At 70.4% G+C, this 26,223-nt stretch carries 21 protein-coding genes and 2 pseudogenes; 13 read left to right on the forward strand and 10 right to left on the reverse strand.

Going from position 1 to position 26,223, the window contains the following annotated elements; genetic code table 11:
- Window positions 1–117 precede the first annotated feature (117 nt).
- A complete protein-coding gene (locus ABZT02_RS21150; protein WP_356019500.1) occupies window positions 118–531 on the forward strand; it encodes a TIGR03618 family F420-dependent PPOX class oxidoreductase in 414 nt (137 codons plus the stop codon).
- Between the two features lie 128 nt (window positions 532–659).
- Here ABZT02_RS21150 and ABZT02_RS21155 read toward each other — a convergent pair whose 3' ends face one another.
- Entirely contained in the window at window positions 660–995 is a 336-nt protein-coding gene (locus ABZT02_RS21155) for a hypothetical protein (RefSeq protein ID WP_028809089.1), read from the reverse strand.
- A 295-nt stretch (window positions 996–1,290) separates the two neighbouring features.
- On the opposite strand from ABZT02_RS21155, the gene ABZT02_RS21160 reads away from it, so the two are divergent.
- The 4 genes and pseudogenes from ABZT02_RS21160 to ABZT02_RS21175 all read left to right on the forward strand — a co-directional run bounded on the left by ABZT02_RS21160 (window position 1,291) and on the right by ABZT02_RS21175 (window position 4,647).
- Window positions 1,291–2,331, forward strand: coding sequence for a helix-turn-helix transcriptional regulator (locus ABZT02_RS21160; RefSeq protein WP_356019501.1), 1,041 nt, complete (start codon window positions 1,291–1,293; stop codon window positions 2,329–2,331).
- A 122-nt stretch (window positions 2,332–2,453) separates the two neighbouring features.
- Window positions 2,454–2,666 (forward strand): annotated as a pseudogene (locus ABZT02_RS21165) (helix-turn-helix transcriptional regulator); the annotation flags it as partial.
- Window positions 2,663–3,661 carry a helix-turn-helix transcriptional regulator gene (locus tag ABZT02_RS21170; protein ID WP_356019502.1) on the forward strand — a complete coding sequence of 333 codons (999 nt, stop codon included), beginning with the start codon at window positions 2,663–2,665 and terminating at the stop codon, window positions 3,659–3,661. The pseudogene ABZT02_RS21165 and the gene ABZT02_RS21170, both read left to right, overlap by 4 nt.
- Window positions 3,658–4,647, forward strand: coding sequence for a LuxR C-terminal-related transcriptional regulator (locus ABZT02_RS21175; RefSeq protein ID WP_356019503.1), 990 nt, complete (start codon window positions 3,658–3,660; stop codon window positions 4,645–4,647). The genes ABZT02_RS21170 and ABZT02_RS21175 overlap by 4 nt, the downstream gene beginning before the upstream one ends.
- Here ABZT02_RS21175 and ABZT02_RS21180 read toward each other — a convergent pair.
- Window positions 4,610–5,638: a LuxR C-terminal-related transcriptional regulator gene (locus tag ABZT02_RS21180; RefSeq protein WP_356019504.1), complete on the reverse strand. Its 1,029-nt coding sequence runs from the start codon at window positions 5,636–5,638 to the stop codon at window positions 4,610–4,612. The two genes, ABZT02_RS21175 and ABZT02_RS21180, sit on opposite strands and share 38 nt — an antisense overlap.
- A gap of 317 nt (window positions 5,639–5,955) precedes the next feature.
- On the opposite strand from ABZT02_RS21180, the gene ABZT02_RS21185 reads away from it, so the two are divergent.
- From ABZT02_RS21185 to ABZT02_RS21195, 3 genes are read left to right on the forward strand one after another with little or no spacing between them, the layout of a single operon-like run.
- Complete coding sequence (locus tag ABZT02_RS21185) at window positions 5,956–7,500, forward strand: circularly permuted type 2 ATP-grasp protein (protein ID WP_356019505.1); 1,545 nt, start codon at window positions 5,956–5,958, stop codon at window positions 7,498–7,500.
- On the forward strand, window positions 7,497–8,429 hold the full coding sequence (locus tag ABZT02_RS21190; RefSeq protein WP_356019506.1) for an alpha-E domain-containing protein: 933 nt from the start codon (window positions 7,497–7,499) through the stop codon (window positions 8,427–8,429). Before ABZT02_RS21185 ends, ABZT02_RS21190 begins: the two co-directional genes overlap by 4 nt.
- 1 nt (window position 8,430) lies before the next feature.
- The gene (locus tag ABZT02_RS21195) at window positions 8,431–9,273 is read left to right on the forward strand and encodes a transglutaminase family protein (RefSeq protein ID WP_356019507.1); all 843 of its coding nucleotides are present in this window, start codon (window positions 8,431–8,433) and stop codon (window positions 9,271–9,273) included.
- A gap of 52 nt (window positions 9,274–9,325) precedes the next feature.
- On the opposite strand, the gene ABZT02_RS21200 is transcribed toward ABZT02_RS21195, so the two are convergent.
- On the reverse strand, window positions 9,326–10,429 hold the full coding sequence (locus ABZT02_RS21200) for a substrate-binding domain-containing protein (RefSeq protein ID WP_356019508.1): 1,104 nt from the start codon (window positions 10,427–10,429) through the stop codon (window positions 9,326–9,328).
- A 240-nt stretch (window positions 10,430–10,669) separates the two neighbouring features.
- Between ABZT02_RS21200 and ABZT02_RS21205 the strand changes: the two genes are divergently transcribed.
- Window positions 10,670–13,072, forward strand: coding sequence for a PA14 domain-containing protein (locus ABZT02_RS21205; RefSeq protein WP_356019509.1), 2,403 nt, complete (start codon window positions 10,670–10,672; stop codon window positions 13,070–13,072).
- A gap of 55 nt (window positions 13,073–13,127) precedes the next feature.
- Here the strand turns inward: ABZT02_RS21205 and ABZT02_RS21210 are convergent, their stop codons facing one another.
- From ABZT02_RS21210 to ABZT02_RS21230, 5 genes are all read right to left on the reverse strand, one after another.
- Window positions 13,128–13,574, reverse strand: a complete 447-nt coding sequence (locus tag ABZT02_RS21210) for a helix-turn-helix transcriptional regulator (protein ID WP_356019510.1) — start codon at window positions 13,572–13,574, stop codon at window positions 13,128–13,130.
- 5 nt (window positions 13,575–13,579) lie between these two features.
- Window positions 13,580–14,761, reverse strand: a complete 1,182-nt coding sequence (dnaJ, locus tag ABZT02_RS21215) for a molecular chaperone DnaJ (protein WP_328639919.1) — start codon at window positions 14,759–14,761, stop codon at window positions 13,580–13,582.
- 45 nt (window positions 14,762–14,806) lie between these two features.
- Window positions 14,807–15,454 carry a nucleotide exchange factor GrpE gene (gene grpE / locus ABZT02_RS21220; RefSeq protein ID WP_356019511.1) on the reverse strand — a complete coding sequence of 216 codons (648 nt, stop codon included), beginning with the start codon at window positions 15,452–15,454 and terminating at the stop codon, window positions 14,807–14,809.
- Window positions 15,451–17,292, reverse strand: coding sequence for a molecular chaperone DnaK (dnaK, locus tag ABZT02_RS21225; RefSeq protein ID WP_356019512.1), 1,842 nt, complete (start codon window positions 17,290–17,292; stop codon window positions 15,451–15,453). Before dnaK ends, grpE begins: the two co-directional genes overlap by 4 nt.
- 94 nt (window positions 17,293–17,386) lie before the next feature.
- Window positions 17,387–18,406, reverse strand: a complete 1,020-nt coding sequence (locus tag ABZT02_RS21230; protein ID WP_356019513.1) for an MraY family glycosyltransferase — start codon at window positions 18,404–18,406, stop codon at window positions 17,387–17,389.
- 215 nt (window positions 18,407–18,621) lie between these two features.
- Between ABZT02_RS21230 and ABZT02_RS21235 the strand changes: the two genes are divergently transcribed.
- Window positions 18,622–20,904 (forward strand): (Fe-S)-binding protein, encoded by a 2,283-nt coding sequence (locus ABZT02_RS21235; protein WP_356019514.1) that lies wholly within the window; start codon window positions 18,622–18,624, stop codon window positions 20,902–20,904.
- An 82-nt stretch (window positions 20,905–20,986) separates the two neighbouring features.
- Here ABZT02_RS21235 and ABZT02_RS21240 read toward each other — a convergent pair.
- Together ABZT02_RS21240 and ABZT02_RS21245 are read right to left on the reverse strand one after the other, a co-directional pair.
- Window positions 20,987–21,199 (reverse strand): annotated as a pseudogene (locus ABZT02_RS21240) (amino acid transporter); the annotation flags it as partial.
- 17 nt (window positions 21,200–21,216) lie between these two features.
- Window positions 21,217–22,176 (reverse strand): hypothetical protein, encoded by a 960-nt coding sequence (locus ABZT02_RS21245; protein ID WP_356019515.1) that lies wholly within the window; start codon window positions 22,174–22,176, stop codon window positions 21,217–21,219.
- Between the two features lie 131 nt (window positions 22,177–22,307).
- Between ABZT02_RS21245 and ABZT02_RS21250 the strand changes: the two genes are divergently transcribed.
- The 3 genes from ABZT02_RS21250 (at window position 22,308) to ABZT02_RS21260 (ending at window position 26,164) form a co-directional block, all read left to right on the forward strand.
- The gene (locus ABZT02_RS21250) at window positions 22,308–23,600 is read left to right on the forward strand and encodes a VCBS repeat-containing protein (protein WP_356019516.1); all 1,293 of its coding nucleotides are present in this window, start codon (window positions 22,308–22,310) and stop codon (window positions 23,598–23,600) included.
- 77 nt (window positions 23,601–23,677) lie between these two features.
- On the forward strand, window positions 23,678–25,111 hold the full coding sequence (locus ABZT02_RS21255; RefSeq protein ID WP_356019517.1) for an FG-GAP-like repeat-containing protein: 1,434 nt from the start codon (window positions 23,678–23,680) through the stop codon (window positions 25,109–25,111).
- 96 nt (window positions 25,112–25,207) lie between these two features.
- Entirely contained in the window at window positions 25,208–26,164 is a 957-nt protein-coding gene (locus ABZT02_RS21260) for a YIP1 family protein (protein WP_356019518.1), read from the forward strand.
- Window positions 26,165–26,223 lie beyond the last annotated feature (59 nt).

Genomic DNA, 26,223 nt, shown 5'->3' on the forward strand with positions numbered 1-26,223 from the left:
CTCCTCGGTGTCAGCTCCTGTACCGACTCCTGCACTGACTCAGTCAGCGTACATAAAGTTGAGTCTATTCCACTCAAGGCGGTCCACGGGAGGGATGAGGGGACTAGCTTTCCCGGCATGACCTCCTACGCCCAGGATCCGGGTGCCCCGGACCCGTCGTTCCTCAGCTTCTGGCGCGAACGGCATCTGTGCACGCTGACGACACATCGCCCGGACGGGAGCCCGCACGTGGTGCCCGTCGGGGTGACCTACGACCCGGACGCCCGTCTCGCTCGGGTGATCACCAGCCGGACCAGCGCGAAGGTACGGCACGTGCTGGCGGCCGGTGAGGACGGGGCGGCGGTGGCGGTGTGCCAGGTGGCGGGGCGGCGGTGGGCCACGCTGGAAGGGCGGGCACACGTTCGCACGGAGCCGGACCGGGTGGCGGAGGCGGTGCGGCGGTACGCCGAGCGCTACGAGCGCACCCCGGCGCCGAACCCGCTGCGCGTGGTCATCGAGATCTCGCTCACGGGAGCGATGGGGCATTCCTGAGCCAGGGCCCGATCACCCGATACCGCGAAATGTCGCCCAAAACTGCAGCGGCGTCACCGTGTTCAGGTCACGGTGACGCCGCTGCGGGGGGAAGTACCTGAGCGATCTGTTACGACGGGGGAATCGCGTCAGGCACTGCGGGGGGTGGCTGAGATGGTCCGCGGGGTGGGGGTTTCCGGTTCCACCAGCCGATGGTCTCGTTGGTCCAGGTTCACAAAGATCATTCCGTACCGGATGGCACACCGAACGGGCTGCGGCGCCCCCCGAGGCCGCCGCAGACACCGGTACGCCCGCACGTCCTCGTCCTCGTCCCGCGTGACCACCACCGGTTCGCCGAAGACGGTCACCATCAACGAGTCACCGGGGTGGGGGATCGCGGTGACGAGGTCGATGAAGTGCCAGCCGGAGCGGTAGGCGGTGGCCATTTCTCTGCGGAAGGAGCGGTCGTCGGGTGGGGTGGTCATCGCAATCAGTCCCACGAGGTGTCGAAGGGAACGACTGGGGTGTTGTCGTCCACATCCGCAGCGGTCACCGTGTGCGCGCCACCCACCTTGTGCACGCTGCTCTCCGCACCAGAGAGGCCCGCCAGCGTTCCGAAGGCCACAACGGTGGAGAAGGCGGCAACAAGTACCGAGCGAAGCATTCTCTTACGCATAGTCGGCTTCGTCCTCACTTGAAGGTCCCCTCTTCCCCCGTCGAGTAAGACGATGGCTCATTCAGGCACGTCATGGCCACACGATCGGTGCATCATGTTCCTGCATGTTCAGGACCCTGGGGGGTGGAAAATTGGGGACAAACGGTACACAAGCGGCACATCCCCACGCCATAACGGAGCTGTGCGACGAAGGCGCCCGGCTCTACGCCGGTGCTCTGCGAGCTGGCCGTATCGCTCGCGCGGAGGTGGAGGCGGCGCCTTGTCTGCTGGAGTTCGCCCTCCTGCACCCCGATCCTGACGACATCACCTGGCTGCGTCCAGTTCCCGCGTCGGTCGCCCTGGCCCAGCGCCTCCACCCACTGGAACGGGAGATCACGGACCGCCGGCGGCTCTCCATCCAGTTGGCAGACGCATTCGAGCCGTTCATGAACGTCAGTGCCCAGGACACCGCGAGCACTCATGCCATCACCGTGCTGGAGGGCCGGGACCGCATCAACGACGCGCTCAACAGCGCGACGGCCGAGTGCCACACCGAGGTCCTCACCGTGCAGCCCGGTGGCCGCCGCCGGGAGGGCAACCTCCTGAAGGGACTGGAACGCGACAGACCGCTCATCGAGCGGGGGGTCCGATTCCGTACCCTCTACCAGCACACCGCGCGGCACAGCCCCGAGACCCTGGCCTACGTGGACCACATGACCTCCAGCGGCAAGGTCGAGATCCGCACCATCGACGAACTCGTGGAGCGGCTCATCATCTGCGACGAGACCGTGGCCTTCATCCCGATCCGGGAGGACCGCCAGGTCGCTCTGGAACTACGGCATCCCGGCCTGGTCCGTTATCTGATCAAGGTCTTCGAGTTCATGTGGGCGCGTGCGGTACCCCTCAAGGGCGGAACGCCCTACGAAACGGCGTCCGACGGCATCACGGAAGTCCAGCACACGATCGCCAAACTCCTGGTGGAAGGTCATGTCGACGAGGCGATCGCCCGACGGCTGGGGATGAACGTGCGCACCTGCCGGGCTCATATCGCCAAACTCGCCACGGCACTGGGCAGCGGCAGCCGCGCACAACTCGGCTTCCTCATAGCCCAGTCGGGCATCCTGACGACCGACCAGCCGACAGCAGGAGGGGACGACCACCCGTGACCGGGGCGCACGCGCACGGAACGGAGGAGCTGTGCGAGGCGGGCCTGGGCCCGTACACCCGTGCGCTGCGCGAAGGGCGGGTGGGCGCCGCGAACGCGGACAGGGTGCCGTATCTCTCCCGCAACGGCGTCACCCCCCGCCAACGGGTTACAGCCCCCCTGCTCTTCGAGGGCCACACCGACACCGTCATCGCCGACCGGCTCGGCATGAACATCCGCACCGCCCGCGTCCACATCGCCGAACTCGCCGCCACCCTCGGCAGCGAGAGCCGGGCCCAGCTCGGTCACCTCATCGCGGAAGCAGGAATCCTCAAGCAGGAGGGAGTGGCCGAGTGATACCGGTGCCCCATCCCGAGCACGGCGTGGAGAACCTGTGCGCGGCAGGGACGGAGCTGTACGCGCGTGCCCTGCGCGAGGGGCACGTGCTCGGCGTCGACGCCGCGGAAGCGCCCTGTCTGCTCGACTTCGGTCTCCTGCATCCGGCCGTGACGGACCCGGAGAGGCTGGAGCCGGTCGCCCCGGCCGTCGCCCTGCACCGCATGCTGCGGATCGCCGAGGAGCGCGTCGCGGACGAACGACGGCGCGAGGCACGGCTGACCGAGATGTTCGAGCCCCTGATGCGGATCGACGGCCGCGGTACGGGCGCCGACGACTCCTCGATGATCAGCGTCCTCAGCGGTCTCGACCTGATCAGCCGAGTCATCGGTCAGGCCGTGGCCGCGGGTTCCGAACTGCTGGCCGTCCAGCCGAACACCAGCGACAGACACGCCCAGCCACCCCCGCCCGTGCATGTCGAGGCCTTCGACCGCGACCAAGCGCTGCTCGACCGCGGCGGCCGTATCCGCACCCTCTACCAGCACACCCTCCGGCACGCGCCGAGCGTCGTGGCCCGCTACGAGCGCCTGGACGGAGATGTGGAGGCCCGCAGCCTGGACGAGGTGACGGAGCGTCTGATCATCGTCGACCGGACCGTGGCCTTCATCCCCGCCAACAAGGACCGCACCCTCGCCCTGGAGATCCGTCACCCCGCCCTGATCGCCTTCTTCGTCACCGCCTTCGACCGGCTGTGGCGGCTGGCCACCCCCATGTACCCCGAGGCGGTGCAGCAGCCCTCGCGCAACGGCATCACCCCCCGCCAACGGGCCATCGCCGCCCTCCTCGTCGAGGGCCACACCGACGCCGTCATCGCCGACCGGCTCGGCATGAACATCCGCACCGCCCGCGTCCACATCGCCAAACTCGCCGCCACCCTCGGCAGCGAGAGCCGCGCCCAGCTCGGCTACCTCATCGGGCAGTCCGGCATCCTCGGGCAGGAGGACGCGGGCGAGTGACGACGGCGGCACACCCGGAGCACGGCCCGGACGATCCGTGCCCGGAAGGCATCGAGCTCTACGCACGGGCCCTGCGCGAGGGCGGGATCGACAGCCGGGACGCCTCGTCCGTGCCCTGTCTCGTCGACACCGGGCTGCTGCGGCCCGACGCCCGGGACGCGGGCCGGCTGGAGCCCGTACCGCCCGCCCTCGCCCTGCACCGCCTGCTCCGCGCCACCACGGACCGAATGGCGCACGAGCGGCGGCGGGAGCAGCGGCTCGCCGAGGCCTTCGCGCCGCTCACGCGGATCGGCGGGCGCGGCGCGGCGGCCGCGGAGAACCCGGCGATCAGAGTCGTCAGCGGTACCGGCCCCATCAACGAGGCCATCACGGAAGCCATGACCGGTGTCGTGCACGAACTCCTGTGTGTGCAGCCCAACGTCCACTACAGCGACAGCCGGGGCGCCGCCGCCCAGGTCGTGGCGATGGGCCGGGACCAGGCGCTGCTCGACCGCGGCGCCCGTATCCGCACCCTCTACCAGCACACCCAGCGCCACATGCCGCTGGTTCTCGCCCGGTACGAACAACTGCGCGGCGACGCCGAGGCCCGCTCCTTGGACGAGGTGACCGACCGGCTGATCGTCGCCGACCGGGACGTGGCGTTCATCCCGGCCGGCGAGGACGGCACGGTCGCGCTGGAGGTCCGGCACCCGGCCCTGGTCGAGTTCCTCGCCACCGCCTTCTACCGGCTGTGGTGGCAGGCCACGCCCATGTACCCGCAGACCGTCCACCGGCCCAGTCTCAACGGCATCACACCCCGCCAGCGGGCCATCGCCGGACTGCTCGTGGAGGGCCACACCGACGCCGTCATCGCCGACCGGCTCGGCATGAACATCCGCACCGCCCGCGTCCACATCGCCAAACTCGCGGCGACGCTCGGCAGCGAGAGCCGCGCCCAGCTCGGCTACCTCATCGGACGGTCCGGGATTCTTGACCGGGGAGCGTGATCGCGGACACCGCCGTCGGGTCGTCCAGGCCGACCTGCGCTATCCGGACGCCCAGTTGCGTACGACTGGCCGCCCCGAGCGTCTCCGACAGCCGCGCGATATGGGCCCGGCAGGTGCGCACGCTGATCCCCAGCCGTTCCGCGATCACCGCGTCCTGGTGCCCCTCGGCCAGCAGGGCCGCGATGGACTGCTCACGGTGCGAGATGCCCTCGATCCCGGTGTCGGGCAGGGGAGCCGTGAGGGGGATGGCCAGGCGCCACAGCCGCTCGAAGACCGTCACCAGGTACTCCACCAGCGCCGGGTGCCGCAGCTCCAGGGCGAGGGTGCGGTCGGCGTTGGCGGGGATGAAGGCCACCGTGCGGTCGAAGAGGATCAGCCGGTCGATGACCTCGTCCAGTGTCCGCGCCTGGACCGAGCCGCCCATCAACTCCAGGTAGTTCAGGAGCCCTTGGCCGTGCCGGGCGACATGGGTGTACAGGTCCCGCATCCGCACGCCCCGGCCGCGCAGCGCCAGCGCCCGGTGCAGGCCCTCCGTCAGCTCGTGCTCGGGCCGGATGCCGCCGGGCTGGACCGTGAGGACCTCCGTCGTGCACGCCTCGGTCGCCTCGTCCATCGCGGCCTGGATCCGGGAGAGGCCGTCGAGGACCCGGATCGCGGTCCCCTCACCGGCGCCGGGCACGACACTGGGCCCGAGGCCCGCGTACCGCTCCACCGCCGCGACCGCCGCCCCCACCCGCCGCTGGCTCGCGCTGACCTCGTCGTGGACCCCGCGCAGCAGCCGGGTCATGACCTCCTGCGGTGCCGTGGGCACCAGCCAGTCCATGTCGTCGGGGTCCGGGTGCAGCAGGGCCAGTTCGAGCAGGCAGGGCACCGGTTCGGCGTCGGTGCGCGGCACGCGGCCGCGCCGTACGGCCCGGGAGTACACCCGGTCCCCGGCCTCGCACAGCCGGTCAGCACCGTGTGGATGGTCGTCCGTCCAGAGCCCGGCCATTGCCCATCCCACCCCCGGTTCCAGCGTCTACCGCCCTCTTGTCCTGTTCCCCATCGGAGCCTCGAAGCCCCCTCGGCTCCGCAACTATGCGCGGCCCGGACCGGCTCCGCAACACGGCTCCTCGGGCCGACGGCAGGCGGAACGGCCGGTATACCCCGTTACCTACGGGCCTCCGTCCACCCCTGCACCAAGCCGACAGGGGTGCGGCCACCCTCCCGAGTGCCTCGGGAACCTCGACGGAACAACCCGTTCCGCGCGTCAACTCCCGGAAACCCCGCAGTGATCACCCCGTTACGCGCCGCACTTAACGTCAGGTCATGGCGGACATATTTGACGCGTACGCGTTGGCCGACGCGTGGGACGAGATGTTCGAGCGGCCGGGCGAGGTCAGGACCGCCTACGAGCCGGTGCTGGCCGCGCTCCAGCCGATCGAGCCGAGTGAACTCAGGTTCCGGGCCGACCAGATGGCCCGGGCCTTCACCGACCGCGGCGTGACCTACGCCTTCGCGGGCGAGGAGCGGCCCTGGCCGCTGGACCTCGTGCCCAGGATCCTCGACGCCCTCGAATGGGATCTCGTACAACGGGGGGTGAGCCAGCGGGTCAGGGCCCTGGAGGCCTACCTCGCCGACGCCTACGGGCCCGCCCGTGCCTTCGAGGACGGGGTCGTGCCCTGGCGCCTGCTGCTGAACTCCCCGCACTTCCACCGGGCCGCGCACGGACTCGAACCCGTGGGCGGCGTGCGGATCCATGTCTCCGGCATCGACCTGGTCCGGGACGAACAGGGCGACTTCCGGGTCCTGGAGGACAACGTCCGGGTTCCCAGCGGCGTGTCGTACGTCATCGAGAACCGGCGCGCCATGACCCGGGTCTTCCCGTCCCTCTTCGACGGGCAGCACGTGCTCCCCGTCGACGGTTACACGCAGAAGCTGCTCGCCGCCCTGCGCGCCGCCGCGCCCGACGGCGTCCAGGACCCCCGGGTCGTGGTCCTCACGCCCGGCCCCAGCAACGCCGCCTATTTCGAACACGCCCTGCTCGCCCGGCTGATGGGCGTGCAGCTGGTCGAGGGCCACGACCTGGTGTGCCGGGGCAACCGGGTGTGGATGCGCACGACCCGCGGCGAGGTGCCCGTCCATGTCGTATACCGGCGCCTGGACGACGACTTCCTCGACCCGCTCCACTTCCGCCCCGACTCGGTGATCGGCTGCCCGGGCATCCTCGGCGCGGCCATGGCGGGCCATGTCACCCTCGCCAACGCGGTCGGCAACGGCATCGCGGACGACAAGCTGCTCTACACCTACGTCCCGGACCTGATCCGCTACTACCTCTCCGAAGAACCGGTTCTCCCCAACGTGGAGTCCTTTCGGCCCGACGAACCGGGACAGCTGGAAGCCGTCCTCGACCAGCTCGACCAGCTCGTGGTGAAACCCGTCGACGGGGCCGGCGGCCAGGGCATCGTCATCGGCCCGAAGGCCGACCGCGAGACATTGGACCGCACCCGTGAAGCGGTCAGAGCCGACCCGCGGGGCTTCATCGCCCAGCGCCCCGTCGCCCTGTCCACCTCCCCCACGCTCGCGGGCGAACGCATGGCACCCCGCCACATCGACCTGCGCCCCTTCGCCGTCAACGACGGCAACGACATCTGGGTCCTGCCCGGCGGCCTGACCCGGGTCGCCCTCCAGGAGGGCAACCTGATCGTCAACTCCAGCCAGGGCGGCGGCTCCAAGGACACCTGGGTGCTCGCGGAGGGCCCCGCACAGCCCGCCGCGCCCGCGGACAGCACCGCCCACCTGGACATCGCCCCACGTCAGCACGGTCCCGACGGCACCCCCACCGTCGTACAGGAAGGGGCGCAGCAGCAGTGAACGACGTGATCCTCTCCCGGATAGCCGAGGCACTGACCTGGACCGGCCGGTACGTCGAACGGGCGGACAACACCGGGCGGATCCTCGACGCCTACCTCCACCGGATGCTGGAGGACCCGTGGCGCGACGAGGACGTGGCCTGCCGGTCGCTGTACGCGATCCTCGGCGTCGACGCGGGCGGTACCCGGGTCGACATGCAGCAGGTCCTCGACCAGCTCGCCTTCGACGCCCGCTCGACCTGCTCCATCGAGGGCGCCCTCGGCGCGGCCCGGCTCAACGCGAGGAGCGCCCGTGAGGCCGTCTCCTCGGAGATGTGGGAGTGCCTGAACTCCACCTGGCACGCCCTGGCCGACCAGCGGCTCGCGGCCCGCCGTACGGGCCCCTACGGCTACCTGGAACTCGTACGGCGGCGCGCGGCCCTGTTCTTCGGGCTCGCCGACTCCACCATGAGCCGCGACGACAGCTGGCGTTTCGTGGTCCTTGGCCGGTCGCTGGAGCGGGTGGACATGACCGTGCGGCTGCTGTCGGTCCGGGTCCTGGACGCGGCCCACGCGCCCGACTGGCCGACCCTGCTGAGCGCTTCGGGCGCCGACGAGGCGTACGCGCGCGTGTACGGCGGTTTCGGCGACACTCCGCGGGTGGCCGAGTTCCTGCTCCTGGACCGCGACTTCCCGCGCTCCGCGCTGCACGCCCTGACGACGGCGGAGGAGTGCCTGACCGCGCTCGGCCGACCGCGCCAGGATCCCGCGCGCGGCCCGATCGGCCGGATGCGCACCCGCCTCGAATATCTCGACCTGCACGCCCTGGAGGAGCAACTCCCGCTGCTGCTCGGGGATCTGCAGACCGCCTGCATGGTCTCCGCGGAGGCGGTCGCGGAGCGGTTCTTCCCGTACCGGGGGCCCGTCGAGTGGGCCCAGGAAGGAGCGTGAGGTGACTCGCCGGCTCCGCATCAAGCACGTCACACAGGTCGCGTACGCCCAGCCCGCGTCCTCGTCCCACAACGAGGTCCGCATGACCCCGCTGACCCTGCCCGGCCAGACCACCCTGGACGCCCGGGTCACCGTCAGCCCGACGACGCCCACCTGGTCGTACTGGGACTACTGGGGCACCCAGGTCACCGGCTTCGACCTGACGGACCCGCACGGCCATCTCACCATCACGGCCTCCAGCCTGGTCGAGACATCACCGCCGGGCCCGCTGCCGACCGCGCCCACCTGGGCCGAGGTGGCCGAACGCGTCGCGCACTCCCGCCTGTTGGAGTTCGCGTGCCCGACGGGCCGTACGACGGTCCCGCCCCGGCTGGCCAAGAAGGCCCGCAGGGCGGCGGCCGGCCTCGGCCCGCACGAGACGGCGGTCGCGGTGTCCCACCTGGTCGCCGACCAGGTGTCGTACCTGCCGGGCGCGACCAGCGTGAACACCTCCCCGGTGGAGGCCTGGGAGCAGGGCGCGGGCGTCTGCCAGGACATCACCCACCTCACCATCGCCATGCTCCGGGGCGTCGGCCTCCCGGCCCGCTACGTCTCGGGCTACCTCCACCCGGAACGCGATGCCGAACTCCACCGGCCCGTCGCCGGGGAGAGCCACGCCTGGATCGAGTACTGGGCGGGCGACTGGTGCGGCTACGACCCCACCAACCGGGTCCGCGCCGACGAGACCCATGTGGTGGTGGCCCGGGGCCGGGACTACGACGACGTGACCCCGCACAAGGGGATCTACCGGGGGGTCACGGGCGGGTCGCCGGAGGTGACGGTGGAGTTCACGCGGGTGGCGTGAACAGCGGGGAGGGGCCGGAGGATCGTCTCCTCCGGCCCCTCCCCGTCACCGGTTACTGCAGGCCGGCCGCCGCGCAGTCGCTCTTGTACTCCGAGGTGCAGATGTCCTTGACGGTGTAGATGCCGTCCTTGACGACCGTGCTCTTGATGTTGTCCTTCGTCAGCGCGACGACCTGGACGAGCTGGGCCGGGATGTCCTTGTTGGTGGGGCTGTCGACGCTGTCCGTGGCGAGGGCGTCGAACTGGATGCCCTTGCCCTGGATCTTCGTCACGGCCATCTCGGCGGCGGCCTCGGCCTCGTCCGGGTACGGCTTGTAGACGCTCATGTACTGCTCGCCCGAGACGATCCGCTGCACCGCGGACAGCTCCGCGTCCTGGCCCGTGATCGGCGGGATCTTGGTCATGCCCGCGTCCTCCATGGCCTGGATGGCGGCGCCGGCCATGGCGTCGTTGGCGGAGTACACGGCCTTGATGTTGCCCTTGCCGAGCGCGCTGATCGCCTCGGACATGTTCTTCTGGGCGGTCTCCGGCTTCCAGCCGTCGACGTCGTAGGTCTCGGCGATCGTCACCTTGCCGTTGAGCTCGGACATCGCGCCCGCCTTGAACTGACCGGCGTTCGGGTCGGACGGCGAGCCGTTGATCATCACGATCTTGTCGGAGGTGTCGATGCCGGAGCCGAGCGCCTCGACGAGGGAGCGGCCCTGCACCTCGCCGACGAGCTCGTTGTCGAAGGAGACGTACGCGTCGATCGGACCCTCGGCGAGCCGGTCGTAGGCGACGACCGGAATGCCCGCCTCCTTGGCCTTCTCCACCATGCCCGCGATGGCGTGCGAGTCCACCGCGTCCAGCAGGATGACGTCGACCTTCTCGTCGATCATCTGCTGCATCTGCGTGGCCTGCTTCTTGGCGTTCGCCTCGCCGTTGGCGTAGACGGTCTTGCCCTTGCCGGCCGTGAGTTCGGCGACCTTCTTCTTGATGATCGGGTAGTCGAACTCCTCGTAGCGCGTGTTCGTCTTCTCCGGCATGAGCACACCCACAGTGACGTCGTTGCCCTTGGTCGGGCTCGCCTCGCTCCCGCTCGCGGCGCCGAGCGCCCCGCAGGCGGCCAGCGAGAGGGTCATCGTGGACGCGGCCACGGCTATGGCGATACGACGCATGGGGCTGCTCACTTCTGGTGCTTTCCGGACGCGGGCGCGGCATTGCGGCCCATGTGACTGAAAAGCCAACGCGGGGCCGCCCATCGACGTCAAGCGGAATCACTTAACGAGTGCGCAACGCCACTCTCCGCCGATGGTGTGAAGACTTGGCGCGAACACTAGTACAACCAACTTCACACCTGGTGAGTCGTGATCACAGCAGCCCCACAACTGCTGTCCCGTATCCGACCAGAGGATCGAATGAAGTCAGCCAGACGGACGACCGCCGCCGCCGTCGTCCTTGCCACCGCCGGCACCCTGCTCACCCTGACGGCGGCCCCCGCCTCCGCGGCCGTGTCGTGCGCCTCCCCCGTGTTCAAGCGGCAGTTCTACGCGAACACATCCTTCTCCGGCACCCCGAAGAAGACCGACTGCGACACCGCGATCGACCAGAGCTGGAGCGGCGCCCCGGTCTCCGGCCTCCCGAAGGACAACTTCGGGGTGCGCTGGAGCCTGACCCGCGACTTCGGCTCCGGCGGCCCCTTCGCACTCAACGCCACCGGCCTGGACGGCATCCGCGTCTACCTCGACGGCGTCCGCAGGATCGACCTCTGGAAGAACGTCTCCACCACGGTGGCCAAGACCGCCAACGTCACCGTCCCCGCCGGCAAGCACACCCTGCGCATCGACTACGCCAACTGGACCGGCACCGCCAAGGTCAAGGTCACCTACACCCCCAGGACTTCGGCGGACGTCGACAAGGTCAAACCCCTCACACCGACCGGCACCTCGGTGACGTACGACAAGGCCACCCGCAAGACCAAAATCACCTGGGCGAAGAACAAGGAGATGGACCTCGCCGGCTACCGGGTCTACCGGCGGCTCAAGGGGACCTCCTTCGGCACCAAGCCGCTCACGACCACGACCGGCACCTCCTACACGGACAGCCCGCCGCCCACCGGCGCCACCTACTACTACGAGGTCCGCGCCCACGACAAGGCGGGCAACGCGTCGCCGGGTACCGCCGACCAGCCGGTCACCACCGTGGACACGACTCCGCCCGCGGCGCCGTTCCTGGAGATGGACGTGTGCCCGGACGACCAGCCCTACGCGGCCCCGGAGCTCGTCACCACCGCGGAGAACCGGGCCGACATCGCCTGGTACGAGCTCCAGCGGCTCGCCCCGGCCACCAACACCTGGGCCACCGTGTACGCCGGCGCCAAGGGCGCGATCTGCGACACGGGGCAGCCCGCCGACGGCAGCAAGGTCACCTACCGCGGCCGGGCCCGGGACGCCGCCGGGAACTGGTCCGTGTACTCGGCGGCCACGCCGTTCACCACCTTCGACATGACCCCGCCGGCGACCGCCGCCGACGCCCGGGTCGAGTACCGCTCGGGTGTCCCGCACCTGGTGTGGTCGGCCGTCGACGGGGCGGCGCGGTACGAGGTCCTCCAGTACGACCCGACGACCAGCGGCTGGCACGACGCGCTGCCCGGCGCGGCCGGCACCACCACGCAGACCGACGTCGTACCGCGCCAACTGGCCGCCGTCGCCGACTCCTACCGGTACGCGGTACGTGCCCAGGACACGAAGGGCAACGCCTCCGCGCCCACGGAGATCACCCTCGCGATGGCGGACCGGCCGGAGGCGATCGCACCGTACGAGACCACGGCGACCCGCTCCGGTGCGGGTGTGTACGTCTCCTGGGCCGGCGCCGACCCGTGGACCCATGACAGCGCCCCGTTGCTCACGTACCGGATCCAGCGGACCGACCCGGCGACCGGCGAGACCGTCCTCGTGGACAAGTGCGGGCCGACCAGCACCTCCGGCGGGGCGCCGACGGATCCCTCGGTGGACTGGTGGTGGGCGGGCGACGACGCCCCGTCCTATGCGGGCCGCCAGGTGCTGCGCGGCACCTGCCTGGAGGTCTCCGGTGCCTCCGAGACGACGTACGAGTACCGGGTCGTGACCGTCGATCCGTACGGGCATGCCTCGCAGCCCGGCCCGGCGGCCATCGAGACCACCCCGGACACCAAGCGCCCGGACCCGGTCGGGACCCTGACGGCCGAACAGGTCCCGCTCGGTGTGCGCCTGTCCTGGACGCCGCCCGCCGACGACGACGTCTTCACGTACTACGTCTGGCAGGGCGTCACCGACCCGGACACCGGTGAGACGGTGTGGGAGCGCGACTGCTGGAGGGGGGAGTCGCTCGCCGAGACGGAGATCCTCTGCCCGACCGTCCCCGACGGCGAGACCCACGTCTACCGGGTGGCCGCCGTCGACGCGCTGTACGACAAGGGCCCGGACTTCTTCCACACGGCCGACGTCTCCGTGACCCTGCCCGACACCCGGCCGCCCGGCTGGACCGGCACCGGAATCATCGAGGACAGCTCCCCGGACCTGTACGTCGGCTGCTCCGAGAGCTCCGGCCTCGGCGACTGCGCCCGGTTCACGCGGTACCGCGTGGAGCGCTGGGACCCGGCGGCGAACGCCTACGTCACCCTGACCGAGGGGGCGACGGGCGACGCCCGTTCGTACATGGACACGACGGTCAACGGCGACAAGCTGGACCTGTACTACTACCGCGTCGTCCTCCTGGACTCCGCGGGCGCCGAGACCGTGGCCCGCTCCACGGCGTACGGCATCTGGGAGTACGAGTTCTGACCCGGCACACGAGAAGGGGCCCGGAGAGATCTCCGGGCCCCTTTCCCCTGCCTGCCTAGTCCCTGGCCTTCTTCGGCCGCCACACCACCAGCGCGCTGGTCTGCTGGACCTCCTGGTACGGCACCAGGTCACGGCGGTACGACGCGTGCACCGCCGCCTCACGCTGCTGGATGGCCGCCGCGGCACCCTCGACGGCCGCCTGGAGCTCGGCCACCCGGGACTGCAGCGCCGCGACCTGGTTCTCCAGTTCGATGATGCGCTTGATGCCGGCGAGGTTGATGCCCTCGTCCTGCGACAACTGCTGGACGGTGCGCAGCAGTTCGATGTCCCGGGCCGAGTAGCGCCGGCCCCGGCCCGCGGTGCGGTCCGGGGACACCAGGCCCAGACGGTCGTACTGGCGCAGTGTCTGCGGGTGCAGGCCGGAGAGCTGGGCCGCCACCGAGATGACGTAGACCGGGGTTTCCTCGGTCAGTTCATACGGGTTGCGTCGACGACCGTCCACTCGAATCATGCTCCCTTCGCGGCCTGGAACAGCTCCGCCCGTGGATCCTCACCCACGGTCGCCTCGCGATACGCCTCCAGCGCGTCACGAGCCTTCCCCGACAGCTCGGTCGGGACACTCACCTCGACGGTGACCAGCAGGTCGCCCCGGGTGCCGTCCTTGCGGACCGCGCCCTTGCCCCGCGCCCGCATGGTGCGGCCGTTGGGCGTGCCCGGGGGCAGTTTCAGCGTCACGGCGGGGCCGCCCAGTGTCGGCACCCTGACCTCGCCGCCGAGCGCCGCCTCGGAGAAGGTCACCGGGACCGTCACCGTGAGGTTGTCGCCCTTGCGGCCGAAGACGGGGTGCGTGTCGACGTGCACGGTGACGTACAGGTCGCCCGCGGGGCCGCCGCGTTCACCGGGCGCCCCCTTCCCGCGCAGCCGGATCCGCTGGCTGTCCGACACCCCCGCGGGGATGCGGACCTGCATGGTCCGGGAGGACTTGGCCCGGCCGGAGCCCTTGCAGATCTCGCAGGGGTTCTCCGCGATCAGGCCGCGGCCCTTGCAGTCCGGGCAGGGGTCCGTGAGGGAGAAGCCTCCCCCGGAGCCCCGGGCCACCTGGCCGGTGCCCACGCACGTCGGGCACACGCGCGGGTTGCCGTTGGCGTCTCCGGTGCCCGAGCAGGCCTTGCAGGGGGCCTGCGAGGACATCCTGAGCGGGACCGTCGCACCCTCGATCGCCTCGGTGAAGCTGAGGGTGACCTCGGTGTCGATGTCCTGCCCGCGCCGGGGCTGCACGCGCGTGGTTCCGGAGCTGCCCCGGTTGAACAGGCCCCCGAAGACGTCTCCGAGTCCGCCGCCGAAGCCGCCGGCTCCCTGGCCCCCGCCCTGGGCGCCGCCTCCGAAGAGGTCGCCCAGGTCGAAGTTGAAGGAGCCGCCGGCGCCGCCCGGTCCCGGACGGAAGCCGCCGTTGCCGAAGAGGGCGCGGGCCTCGTCGTACTCCTTGCGCTTCTTGGGGTCACCGAGGATGTCGTTCGCCTCGGAGATCTCCTTGAAGCGCTCCTCGGCCTTGGTGTTGCCCTTGTTGGCGTCCGGGTGGAACTCGCGGGCGAGCTTGCGGTACGCCTTCTTGATCTCGGCCTCGGTGGCGTCCTTGGGGACGCCGAGGACCTTGTAGTAGTCCTTCTCGATGAAGTCCTTGGTGCTCATCCCCGACGCGCCCCCTTTCCGGTGTCCCGATCGTTCTCTTCGACCTCAGCCCTCCTCAGGGCCGTTGTCCTTGTCGTCGCCGGCCTCGGACCCGTCCTCGGCCTTGACCGTCTGCGCGCCCGGCTGCGGCTCGGCCACGGCCACCCGCGCGGGGCGGATGGTGCGCTCGCCGATGCGATACCCAGGCTGCAGAATCGCCACGCACGTCGTCTCGGTGACGTCGGGCGCGTAACTGTGCATCAGGGCCTCGTGGATCGTCGGGTCGAAGGGCTCGCCCTCCTTGCCGAACTGCTGCAGGCCCATCTTCGCCGCGACGGTCTCCAGCGACTCCCCGACGCCCTTGAAGCCGCCGACGAGTTCACCGTGTTCGCGTGCGCGGCCGATGTCGTCGAGCACGGGCAGGAGTTCGGTCAGGAGGTTCGCGATGGCGATCTCCTTGACCGTGATCCGGTCCCGCTCCACGCGGCGGCGGTAGTTCTGGAACTCGGCCTGGAGCCGCTGGAGGTCCGCGGTGCGCTCGTCGAGCGCCTTGCGGGACTGGTCCAGCTGGGCCGTCAGGCCGGCGATCTGCGCTGTTGCGTCCCCGGCCGGGGCCGCCCCTTCTTCGGGGGCGGCCTTCGGCTCGGCGTCGTCGGGGGTGGCGCCGGAGGGGACGTCGGGCTTCTCGTCGAAGCCCGGGGTCTCCTCCGTCACGCGGCACCGTCCTTGCGCTCGTCGTCCACGATCTCGGCGTCCACGACGTCGTCGTCCGCCTTGGGAGCCTCGGCGCCGGCGTCGCCGCCCGCGGCCTGCGCGCCCTGGGCGTCGGCGTACATGGCCTGGCCGACCTTCTGGGAGACCGCCGCGACCTTCTCGGTGGCGGTGCGGATCTCCGCGGTGTCCTCGCCCTTGAGCGCGGCCTTCAGCTCCTCGACGGCGGACTCGACCTCGGTCTTGACCTCACCGGGGACCTTGTCCTCGTTGTCCTTGAGGAACTTCTCCGTCTGGTAGACGAGCTGCTCGCCCTGGTTGCGGGTCTCGGCGGCCTCGCGGCGGCGGTGGTCCTCCTCCGCGTACTGCTCGGCCTCCTGGCGCATCCGGTCGACCTCGTCCTTCGGCAGCGAGGAGCCGCCGGTGACGGTCATCTTCTGCTCCTTGCCCGTGCCCAGGTCCTTCGCGGTCACGTGCATGATGCCGTTGGCGTCGATGTCGAAGGCGACCTCGATCTGCGGGACACCGCGCGGGGCCGGCGGCAGACCGGTCAGCTCGAACATCCCGAGCTTCTTGTTGTACGCCGCGATCTCGCGCTCGCCCTGGTAGACCTGGATCTGAACGGACGGCTGGTTGTCCTCGGCGGTGGTGAAGATCTCGGACCGCTTGGTCGGGATCGTCGTGTTCCGCTCGATGAGCTTGGTCATGATGCCGCCCTTGGTCTCGATACCGAGGGACAGCGGGGTCACGTCGAGGAGCAGGACGTCCTTGACCTCACCCTTGAGGACACCGGCCTGCAGGGCGGCGCCGATGGCGACGACCTCGTCCGGGTTGACGCCCTTGTTGGCGTCCTTGCCGCCGGTGAGCTCCTTGACGAGCTCGGCGACGGCGGGCATACGGGTGGAGCCACCGACGAGGACGACGTGGTCGATCTCGTTGATGGAGACGCCGGCGTCCTTCATGACGTTGAAGAACGGGGTCTTGCAGCGCTCCAGGAGGTCCGCGGTCAGCTGCTGGAACTGAGCCCGGGTGAGCTTCTCGTCCAGGTGCAGCGGGCCCTCGGCGGAGGCGGTGATGTAGGGCAGGTTGATCGAGGTCTCCGTGGAGGAGGACAGCTCGATCTTGGCCTTCTCGGCGGCCTCGCGGAGGCGCTGCAGGGCCATCTTGTCCTTGGCGAGGTCCACGCCGTGACCGGACTTGAACTGCTGCACCAGGTAGTCGACGACCCGCTGGTCCCAGTCGTCACCACCGAGGTGGTTGTCACCGTTGGTGGCCTTCACCTCGACGACGCCGTCGCCGATCTCCAGCAGGGACACGTCGAAGGTGCCGCCACCGAGGTCGAAGACGAGGATCGTCTGGTCGTCCTTGTCGAGGCCGTAGGCGAGCGCGGCCGCGGTGGGCTCGTTGACGATGCGCAGGACGTTCAGGCCCGCGATCTCGCCGGCCTCCTTCGTCGCCTGACGCTCGGAGTCGTTGAAGTACGCCGGGACGGTGATGACCGCGTCGGTCACCTTCTCGCCCAGGTAGGACTCGGCGTCCCGCTTCAGCTTCTGGAGGATGAAGGCGGAGATCTGCTGCGGGTTGAAGGGCTTCCCGTCCAGCTCCATCTTCCAGTCGGTGCCCATGTGACGCTTCACCGAACGGATGGTCCGGTCCACGTTGGTGACCGCCTGGCGCTTGGCCACCTCGCCGACCAGCACTTCGCCGTTCTTCGCGAAGGCGACGACGGACGGCGTGGTCCTGGCACCCTCGGCGTTGGTGATGACGGTGGGCTCGCCGCCTTCGAGAACGCTGACGACGGAGTTAGTCGTGCCCAGGTCGATGCCGACCGCACGTGCCATGGTTGATTCCTCCAGCTGACTTGAGTGGAACAGGCTCAAGTGTGCACGACACCCCCGACTCGGTCAACAGACCTGAGTCGTACGGACTCAACTCTTATCCGTTCCTTACACGCAACTGGGTTCTGACCTGCGTAGATGTCGGACGCGGGGCACTGCCGGGCTTGACACGAAGGAGTACGAGTACGACGACGAGGGCACCCCCGGCGACCCAGAGGGCGCCGGTGGCGGCGATCCACCCGAGATGCACGAGGACCCCGACGAGTACCCCGCCGAAGGCCGCCGCACCGAGGACGACGGACACCCCCTGCGCAGTGAGCCCGAGCCGGCGCAACCGGTGGGCGAGATGGTCGGGGGCGGCCCGCAGCAGCGGACGCCCGGACAGTCCGCGGGCCAGAACGACGAGCACCACGTCGGCGCTCACCACCGCCGTCAGCGCGAACAACACCCCCGCACCGGAGCCCAGTTCCTGCCCCGCGCGGATCGTCACGGCCGCGGCCGCGAGCACGAACCCGGTGAACAGCGCCCCGCACGCGCCGAGTCCCGCGCGCGCGGGATGCCAGTTGTGCATCAGGAACCCGGTCAGCGCGGCGGCCAGCACGCTCAGCAGCACGGCGAGCCCGTCCATCACCTCGGCCGCCGCCAGGACCCCGGCCCCGAAGGCGGTGACGACACCGACGGTCCCGGCGAGCCCGTCGGCGTGGTCCAGCGCCTTGAACCCGAGGGCGACGAAGACGATCCAGCCGACCGCGAGGAGTCCGGCGGGCACCCCGGTCTCCTCGTACGGCACGACACACGCCGCCGCCACGGCCGTACCGCCCACGAGGAACCGCGCCTTGACCCGCCGTACGTCGGCGACGAGCCCGAGGAGAGCCACGCCGGCCCCGGCGACGAGCAGCCGTCCGATTTCGGGCCCCAGCGGGGTGATGCCACGCCAGTCGCCGACGAACGCCACACCACAGGTGGCGGCCACCATCGCCACCCCGCCGGACAGCGGCATCGGCCGTCGCCATCGCCGGTCGACGATGCCGAGGCGCAGGGCGGCCACTCGCAGCACGGCGGTGAGCACGGCGGCGAGGAGCAGGGCGGAGGTGGCGGCAAGGATCCCGTAGAGCACGACCCTAAATTAGCGCCGTATGTACCAATTCATCACGAATAACACGATCGGGTTTTAAGGTAACCCTCAGCGATTCAGATCACCTCGTGCCCGGCTACAGTGCGGCGGAAGATGGGGGTAGTCTCAGACGGACCGCATAAGTTACCGCTTAGTAATGACGAGATCCCTTCTCACGGATCTCTCGTAGACCCCTCGCAGGCCCGAGGAGCCCCGAAATGCAACTCGCCGCGATCATCGTGTCGCTGGTACTGATCGTGGTCGGCGTGGCCTTGTTCGCCCGCGCCCTCCTCCAGATCTACACCTTCATGCGGCTCGGTCAGGACGTGCCCGCGGGCACCCGTACCGACGAACCCGGCCGGCGCACCGTCACCGTGGCCAAGGAGTTCCTCGGCCACACCCGGATGAACCGATGGGGCATCGTCGGTGTCGCGCACTGGTTCGTGGCGGTGGGCTTCTTCACCCTGCTGCTGACGATCGTCAACGCGATCGGGCAGTTGTTCCAGGCCGACTGGCTCCTGCCGGTCCTCGGCGACTGGGCGCCGTACAACGTCTTCGTCGAGTTCATCGGCACGATGACCGTGCTCGGCATCCTGACCCTGATCGTGATCCGACAGCTGAGCCACCCGCGCAACCCGGGCCGCAAGTCCCGCTTCGCCGGCTCCAACTTCGGCCAGGCGTACTTCGTCGAGACCGTCATCCTCGTCGTCGGCGTCTGCATCTTCATGCTGCACGCGCTGGAGGGCGCCCAGCACCACGTGGACGGCTACGAGGCCTCCTTCTTCATCTCGTACCCGGTGGTCCACTGGCTCGCCGGCATGGACGTCGCAACGCTCCAGAACCTCACGTACTTCTTCGCCGGACTGAAGATCGCCACCTCGTTCATCTGGATGATCGTGGTCGCCCTGAAGACCGACATGGGTGTGGCCTGGCACCGCTTCCTCGCCTTCCCGAACATCTGGTTCAAGCGGAACGCGACGGGTGAGACCTCGCTCGGCGCCCTGCTCCCGATGACCTCCGGCGGCAAGCCGATCGACTTCACCGACCCCGGTGACGACGACGTCTTCGGCGTCTCCCAGGTCGAGCAGTTCTCCTGGAAGGGCCTGCTGGACTTCTCCACCTGCACCGAGTGCGGCCGCTGCCAGTCGCAGTGCCCCGCCTGGAACACCGGAAAGCCGCTCTCCCCCAAGCTCCTGATCATGTCGCTGCGCGACCACGCGCACGCCAAGGCCCCGTACCTGCTCGCGGGTGGCGGCAAGTCGATGGAGGGCGAGGAGAAGGCGTCCGAGGAGCAGCTGAAGGACGTCCCCGCAGCGGCTCTGGCGGAGGCCGAGCGCCCGCTGATCGGCACCGCCGAGGAGAACGGCGTCATCGACCCGGACGTCCTGTGGTCCTGCACCACCTGCGGTGCCTGTGTCGAGCAGTGCCCGGTGGACATCGAGCACGTCGACCACATCGTCGACATGCGCCGCTACCAGGTGATGATCGAGAGCGCGTTCCCGTCCGAGGCGGGCACGATGCTCAAGAACCTGGAGAAGAAGGGCAACCCCTGGGGCCTGGCGAAGAAGCAGCGCCTGGAGTGGCTCAAGGAGGTGGAGTTCGAGGTCCCGGTCGTCGGCCAGGACATCGAGGACCTCACCGAGGTCGAGTACCTGTACTGGGTCGGCTGCGCGGGCGCGTTGGAAGACCGCGCGAAGAAAACCACGAAGGCGTTCGCCGAACTCCTCCACATCGCGGGCGTCAAGTTCGCGATCATGGGCGGCGACGAGAAGTGCACCGGCGACTCCGCCCGCCGTCTCGGCAACGAGCCCCTGTTCCAGGAGCTCGGCATGGAGAACGTCATGGCACTGAACATGGCGTTCGGCGAGGAGCTGGACGACGACGGCAAGGTGGTCCCGGAGTCCGCCAAGCCGAAGTCCGCCAAGAAGATCGTCGCGACCTGCCCGCACTGCCTGAACACGATCGGCAACGAGTACCCGCAGATCGGCGGCGACTACGAGGTCATCCACCACACCCAGCTGCTCCAGCACCTGGTGGACGAGGGCAAGCTGGTCCCGGTGACCCCGGTCGAGGGCATCATCACCTACCACGACCCCTGCTACCTGGGCCGCCACAACAAGATCTACACGCCCCCGCGCGAGATCATCGCCAGCGTCCCCGGTCTCCGTAACGAGGAGATGCACCGTCACAAGGAGCGCGGCTTCTGCTGTGGCGCCGGTGGCGCGCGGATGTGGATGGAGGAGCGGATCGGCAAGCGCATCAACAACGAGCGCGTGGACGAAGCCCTTTCGCTCAACCCCGACATCGTCTCCACGGCCTGCCCGTTCTGCCTGGTCATGCTCACCGACTCGGTCAACGGCAAGAAGAACGACGGCAAGGCGAAGGAGTCGATCCAGGTCGTCGACGTCGCCCAGCTGCTGCTGCAGTCCGTGAAGACCCCGGTCGACCCGCAGGACACGGCGGAGACGGAGAGCGAGCCGGAGCCTGAGCCGGTGAAGTGACGCCGGTGAAGTAGCGGTCGCGGCTGAGCCGTTCGGCGCCCCCAGGTCCTGCCGGATCCGGGGGCGCCGTCATGTCGGGGTATCAGAAGGGGGTGGCGATCCCGAAGACGCGACGCAGTCGGGCCATGTCGTGCAGGTCGCGGTCCGACTTCTCGTACCCCTGGTGGAAGCAGACCTGCTGCTCGGCGGAGAGACACGGCACGGCCGTCCCGCCGATGACCCCGGTCACGAAGCAGGCGGCCGGACAGCCGAAGGGCCGCTCCGGCACCCCGGACGCCTGGACGGCGGACCCGTCTCGGCAGGTCACTCGACTCACTCCGCCCCGATACTCCGTCCTGCCATGACCATGTGCGTCAGCACCAGGAGCCCGAAACCGCACACCCCGAGGAGCCCCTCCGCCACGCTGGTCCCGTCGCCCATCAGCAGCGGGCGCCAGCCGACGAGGACCGCGGTGAGCAGGACGGCGTGGACCGTCTGGACCGGCGCGGACCAGGCCAGCTTTTGAAGGGCCCGGGGACCCGGCGTGAAGGTGAGGACCAGGGCGAAGACACCGACGGCGACCATGGCCAGCACGAACGCGAGCAGTGTGTCCCGGCCGTTCGCCCCGGCCGGGAACGCCTCCCAGCGCCCCGCGGCGAGTGTCCGCAGGCTCTCGCGCTCATGGACGTACCCGCCGAGCTCCGGCGCCGACCGGGCCCACAGCACCTCGACCTCGGCGCCGACCCGCGGCTCGTCGTGGGTGTACGCGCGTGTGGCGAGCCGCGCGGGCCCGTCCGGTACGGCGACCACCAGACGGGACATGTATCCCCGTACGACGTCCTCGCCCAGGTCCTCCCGGACCGCCCGTGGGGGCTCCACCACCCTCGCCGTACTCACCTCGGCGCCCGCGTCCCGCAGTTCGGCGACCTGTTCGTCGCCCGTACCGGCCGTCATGAGCCCGACGAAGAGGGCACCGCACGCGAAGGTCACCAGCAGCCAGAGGGCCCCGCTGCGGGCCCGGACCCAGCCCGCCGAGTCGAAGGAGAAACCCAGTGCCTCGTCGAGCGCGGCGCGCAACTTCTCCGGAGGCACGCCGCCCGATCCGTGTCGCAGCCCCCACAGGGCGCCCGCCCGCAGCACCGCGCACCCCGCCGCGACCGCTCCCCACACCAGCGGCCCGGTCCACGGACGGGGCGTGGCCGCCACCCCGAGCAGCCACCAGCACGCCACCGCCGCCGCGATCCACGCCACCGCCCCGCACAACCGGACCGTCCAGACCAGCGCGAACCGCACGTCCCCACCTCTCCCCCGTCGACGGCGCGCCCGGGACTGTCGCCGCCTGTCGAACAAGTGCATCATTGCCGGGGTCGTTGTCAATGATGCTGACGAGGTGAGCGGTGCGCCTGCGAATCGTGCGGAGAGACGTGACGTGTACGGCGCTCCCGGCCGGCACCCTGCTCACCGCCCTCGCCGCCACCCTCCTCCTCGCCGCCTGCGGCCCCACCCAGCACGCCGGCTCCGCGGACCGCACCCCGGCACGGGCCGCCGACGCCCCGGCCCGGCTCCCCGTCCCCAAGGGCAAGGGCAGCAGGACACCGGACGACTTCAACGGCGACGGCCACCGCGACCTCGTCCTGGGCGACCTGGTCAAGGAGCAGGCCCACGCCGACGACCCCGGCATCGGCATCGTCTACGGCAGCGAGCGCGGACCGGTCCCGGGCGCACGGCAGTTGCTCACCCCGAGGGGACAGGGCGCGGCCACCGACGGCCAACTCCCCGCCCTGTTCGACGCGGAGGCCACCTGCGACCTGGACCAGGACGGCTTCACGGACCTCGTCGTCTCCACCGACCCGCCCTACGACGGTCAGGGCCGGCCCCCGGTCCCGCTCCAGATCCTCTTCGGCTCCCCGACCGGCCTGGCCGGCAGGGCCGTGCACCTCACCGTCCCGGCCGCCGCCCGCGTCGGCAACGACTGGCCCGACCAGCCGGTCTGCGGCGACTTCGACGGCGACGGCGCGAAGGACCTCGTCCTGCACGCCACCGGCGGCCATCTCACCTACCTGCGCGGCCCGTTCACCCGCAAGGGCGCCCCCCGCGCGGCCGGCGCCCCGATCCCGTCCCCGGGCGAGGTCCCCACGGGCCCGGCGGCCGACGTGGACCGCGACGGCTACGACGACCTGATCGTCCGTACGACCCAGGGCACCGGCCCCTCCGCCGTGGTCCTCGGCGGTCCGGCGGGCCCGACCCGCACCGGAGCCGTCCTGCCGTCCGGCATCGACGTGGCCCTCGGCTCCTTCGGCCGCGGCAAGGCCCTGGACGCGGCGGTGGGCGCCATGGGCGGAACGTCTCTGCGTTACGACCTCCCCACCGCCGCGAAGGGCTTTCTGGCCTCCCCCGGCTCGGTCCTGGACGCCGCCGACTTCGACGGCGACGGCCTGAGCGAACTGATCTCCAGCGGCTCGCGCCTGCGCGTCTTCCAGGGCCGTACGGCGGGCCCGTCCACCGAGGCGACAGTCACCGTCGAACCGCCCGCCACCGGCACCACCCGGGTCGTCGCGGTCGGCGACTTCGACGGCGACGACCGGGCCGACCTCGCGGTACGGACGTACCGCAGCGAGACGCGGGACACGGTGGCGGTGTTCCGCGGCACGAAGAAAGGGCTGGTCGGCGCGCCGTCCGTCACCTTCTCCACCTCGGAGTTCCTGACCGATTCATGACACCCGTACAACCCTGACACACCGGCGAGGGTCTTCCGGGTCACCGAAACGATCGGCACCCGAGCAGGAGGACCCGCATGCCCCAGCCGCACCCGAGACGGATGCGACTCGCCCTCGCCACGGCCACCGCCGCCGCACTGACCGGCGGTCTGCTCACCTTCGCCGCCGCACCGGCGACGGCCGCGGACACCGACCGCCACCAGGCGGACTTCAACGGCGACGGATACGGCGACGCCGCTTTCGCCGCCCCGTACGCGAAGCTCGGCGACAAGGGCTTCGCCGGTTACGTGGCCGTGGTCGACGGCGGCCCGACCGGCCTCGACCCCGCCCACCGCACCACCGTCAGCCAGGACACCGCGGGCGTGCCCGACACGGTGGAGACCGAGGACACCTTCGGTTCCGCGCTGGCCGTGGCCGACTTCAACAACGACGGCTACACCGACCTCGCGGTGGGAGCGTCCGGCGAAAACGGCGGCGAGGGCTCGGTGACGGTCCTGTGGGGCTCGACGAGCGGCCTCGCGAACGGCACCGAGGTCGCGGACCCGGCGCCCGCCGCACACGGCGAGTGGGGCAAGACGCTGGCCACCGGAGACTTCGACGGCGACGGCAGGGCCGACCTCGCCGTCGGCAGCGATTCCCCGCATGTGTACGTCGTCAGCGGCGGCATCTCCGGGCCCGCTCAGCGGATCGACGTGCCCGAGCAGGCGTACGCCGTCGACGCGATGGACGCGGGCGACACGAACGGCGACGGCAAGGCCGACCTGGTCCTCACCTACCGCACGGACCTGACGACGGACCCGTCGGGCAGTTGGTCGAAGGGCATGGCCTATCTCGGCTCGCCCTCCGGCCTGGACACTTCCGTGCCGCGCCCCCTGAACGGCGGCACCTCCATCGCCCTGGGCGACATCGACGGCGACGGCTACGACGAGATCGCCCTCGGCAACGTCTTCAGCGAGGAGGACGACCACAGCGGCAGCCTGGGCGGCCGGGTCGTCGTCATCCGCGGCTCGGAGGGCGGCCCGGTCAACGGCGACGCCCCCATGGCCGAACTCACCCAGGCCTCCACAGGAGTTCCGGGCGCGGACGAGGCCCGCGACGGCTTCGGCGGGGCGGTGTCCATCGCCGACGTCGACGGCGACGGACACGGCGAGTTGGCCATCGGCGTCGTCTTCGAGGACCTCGGCACGACAGAGGACGCCGGCGCGACGATCGTCATGAACGGCGCGGCGTCGGGCGTCTCCCGCGAAGGCGCCCGCACGTTCACGCAGAACACGTCCGGCATACCCGGCGCGGCAGAGGCGACGGACTACTTCGGCTCGGACGTGCTCCTGTCGGACGTCACCGGCGACGGCCACGCCGACCTCACGGTCGCGGCCGGGTTCGAGGACGAGGGCATCGGCGCGGTGACGGCCCTGACGGGTGTGACCACGACGGGGGCGCGGACGTTCGGGCCGGGGAGCGTCGGCCGGCCTCGGGTGTACGGCGGCTTCGGCACGGGGCTCATCGGCTGAGGTGAGGCAGGAGAGGGGAGCCGTACGTCCTCGCCCATCCCCGTACGGCACTACCCTGAGCGGCCCCCCGGCTCCCCTCGGGCCGCCCCTTAGGGGATGTCACAGCTCGGCAGCAAAGCCGTCCCCGAAACGCCCGGCCGCGCCCGTCACTCTCCAGGACCAGGTACGTTCGAAGACGTGGCTGGATTCAGGATCGGACGCGGCCGGGACAACGGCGCTCCTCACGCGCGACCGCAACAACCTCCGTACGGGCAACAGGCGCCCCAGGGACAGCCGTACGGCTATCCCCCCGCGCCGCAGCCCCACCCGGGCCAGTGGACCCAGGGCGGCGGGGGCTACGACGAGCCGGAGTACTTCGGCGGCGACGGCTCGGGCGCCCCGCATCCGCAGGGCGGCCATGACCCGTACGCGGCCAACAACCCGGGCCACACCCAGGCGTTCTCGGTCGGCGAGGACCCCTACAACCAGGGCGGCACCTACCGCGCGGGCTCGGCCCCGGCCGCCCCGGTGGGCCCCCGCCTGCACTGGAAGGAACTCCTGAAGGGCATCCTGCTCTCCCCCAGGCAGACCTTCCTCCAGATGCGGGACTACACGATGTGGGGCCCGGCCCTCGTCGTGACCTTCCTCTACGGCCTGCTCGCGGTGTTCGGCTTCGAGGGCGCCCGAGAGGACGCGATCAACGCCACCCTGTCGAACGCGGTCCCGATCGTCCTGATCACGGCCGTCGCCATGGTCCTGTCGGCCTTCGTCCTGGGCGTCGTCACCCACGCCCTGGCCCGCCAGCTCGGCGGCGACGGCGCGTGGCAGCCCACGGTCGGCCTCTCCATGCTGATCATGTCCCTGACCGACGCCCCCCGCCTGATCGTGGCCATGTTCTTCGGCGGCGACGCGTCCTTCGTCCAGCTCCTGGGCTGGGCGACCTGGGTGGCGGCCGGCGCCCTGCTCACCCTGATGGTGTCCAGGTCCCACGACCTGCCGTGGCCGAAGGCGCTCGGCGCGTCCGCGATCCAGCTGATCGCCCTGCTGTCGATCGTGAAGCTGGGCACGTTCTAGCGTTCCGGCGTTCTCGACGAGAAAGGGCTCCCGGTACCGACCGGGAGCCCTTCTCTTTC

The organism is Streptomyces sp. NPDC005402, assembly GCF_040606575.1.
Taxonomy (GTDB): domain Bacteria; phylum Actinomycetota; class Actinomycetes; order Streptomycetales; family Streptomycetaceae; genus Streptomyces.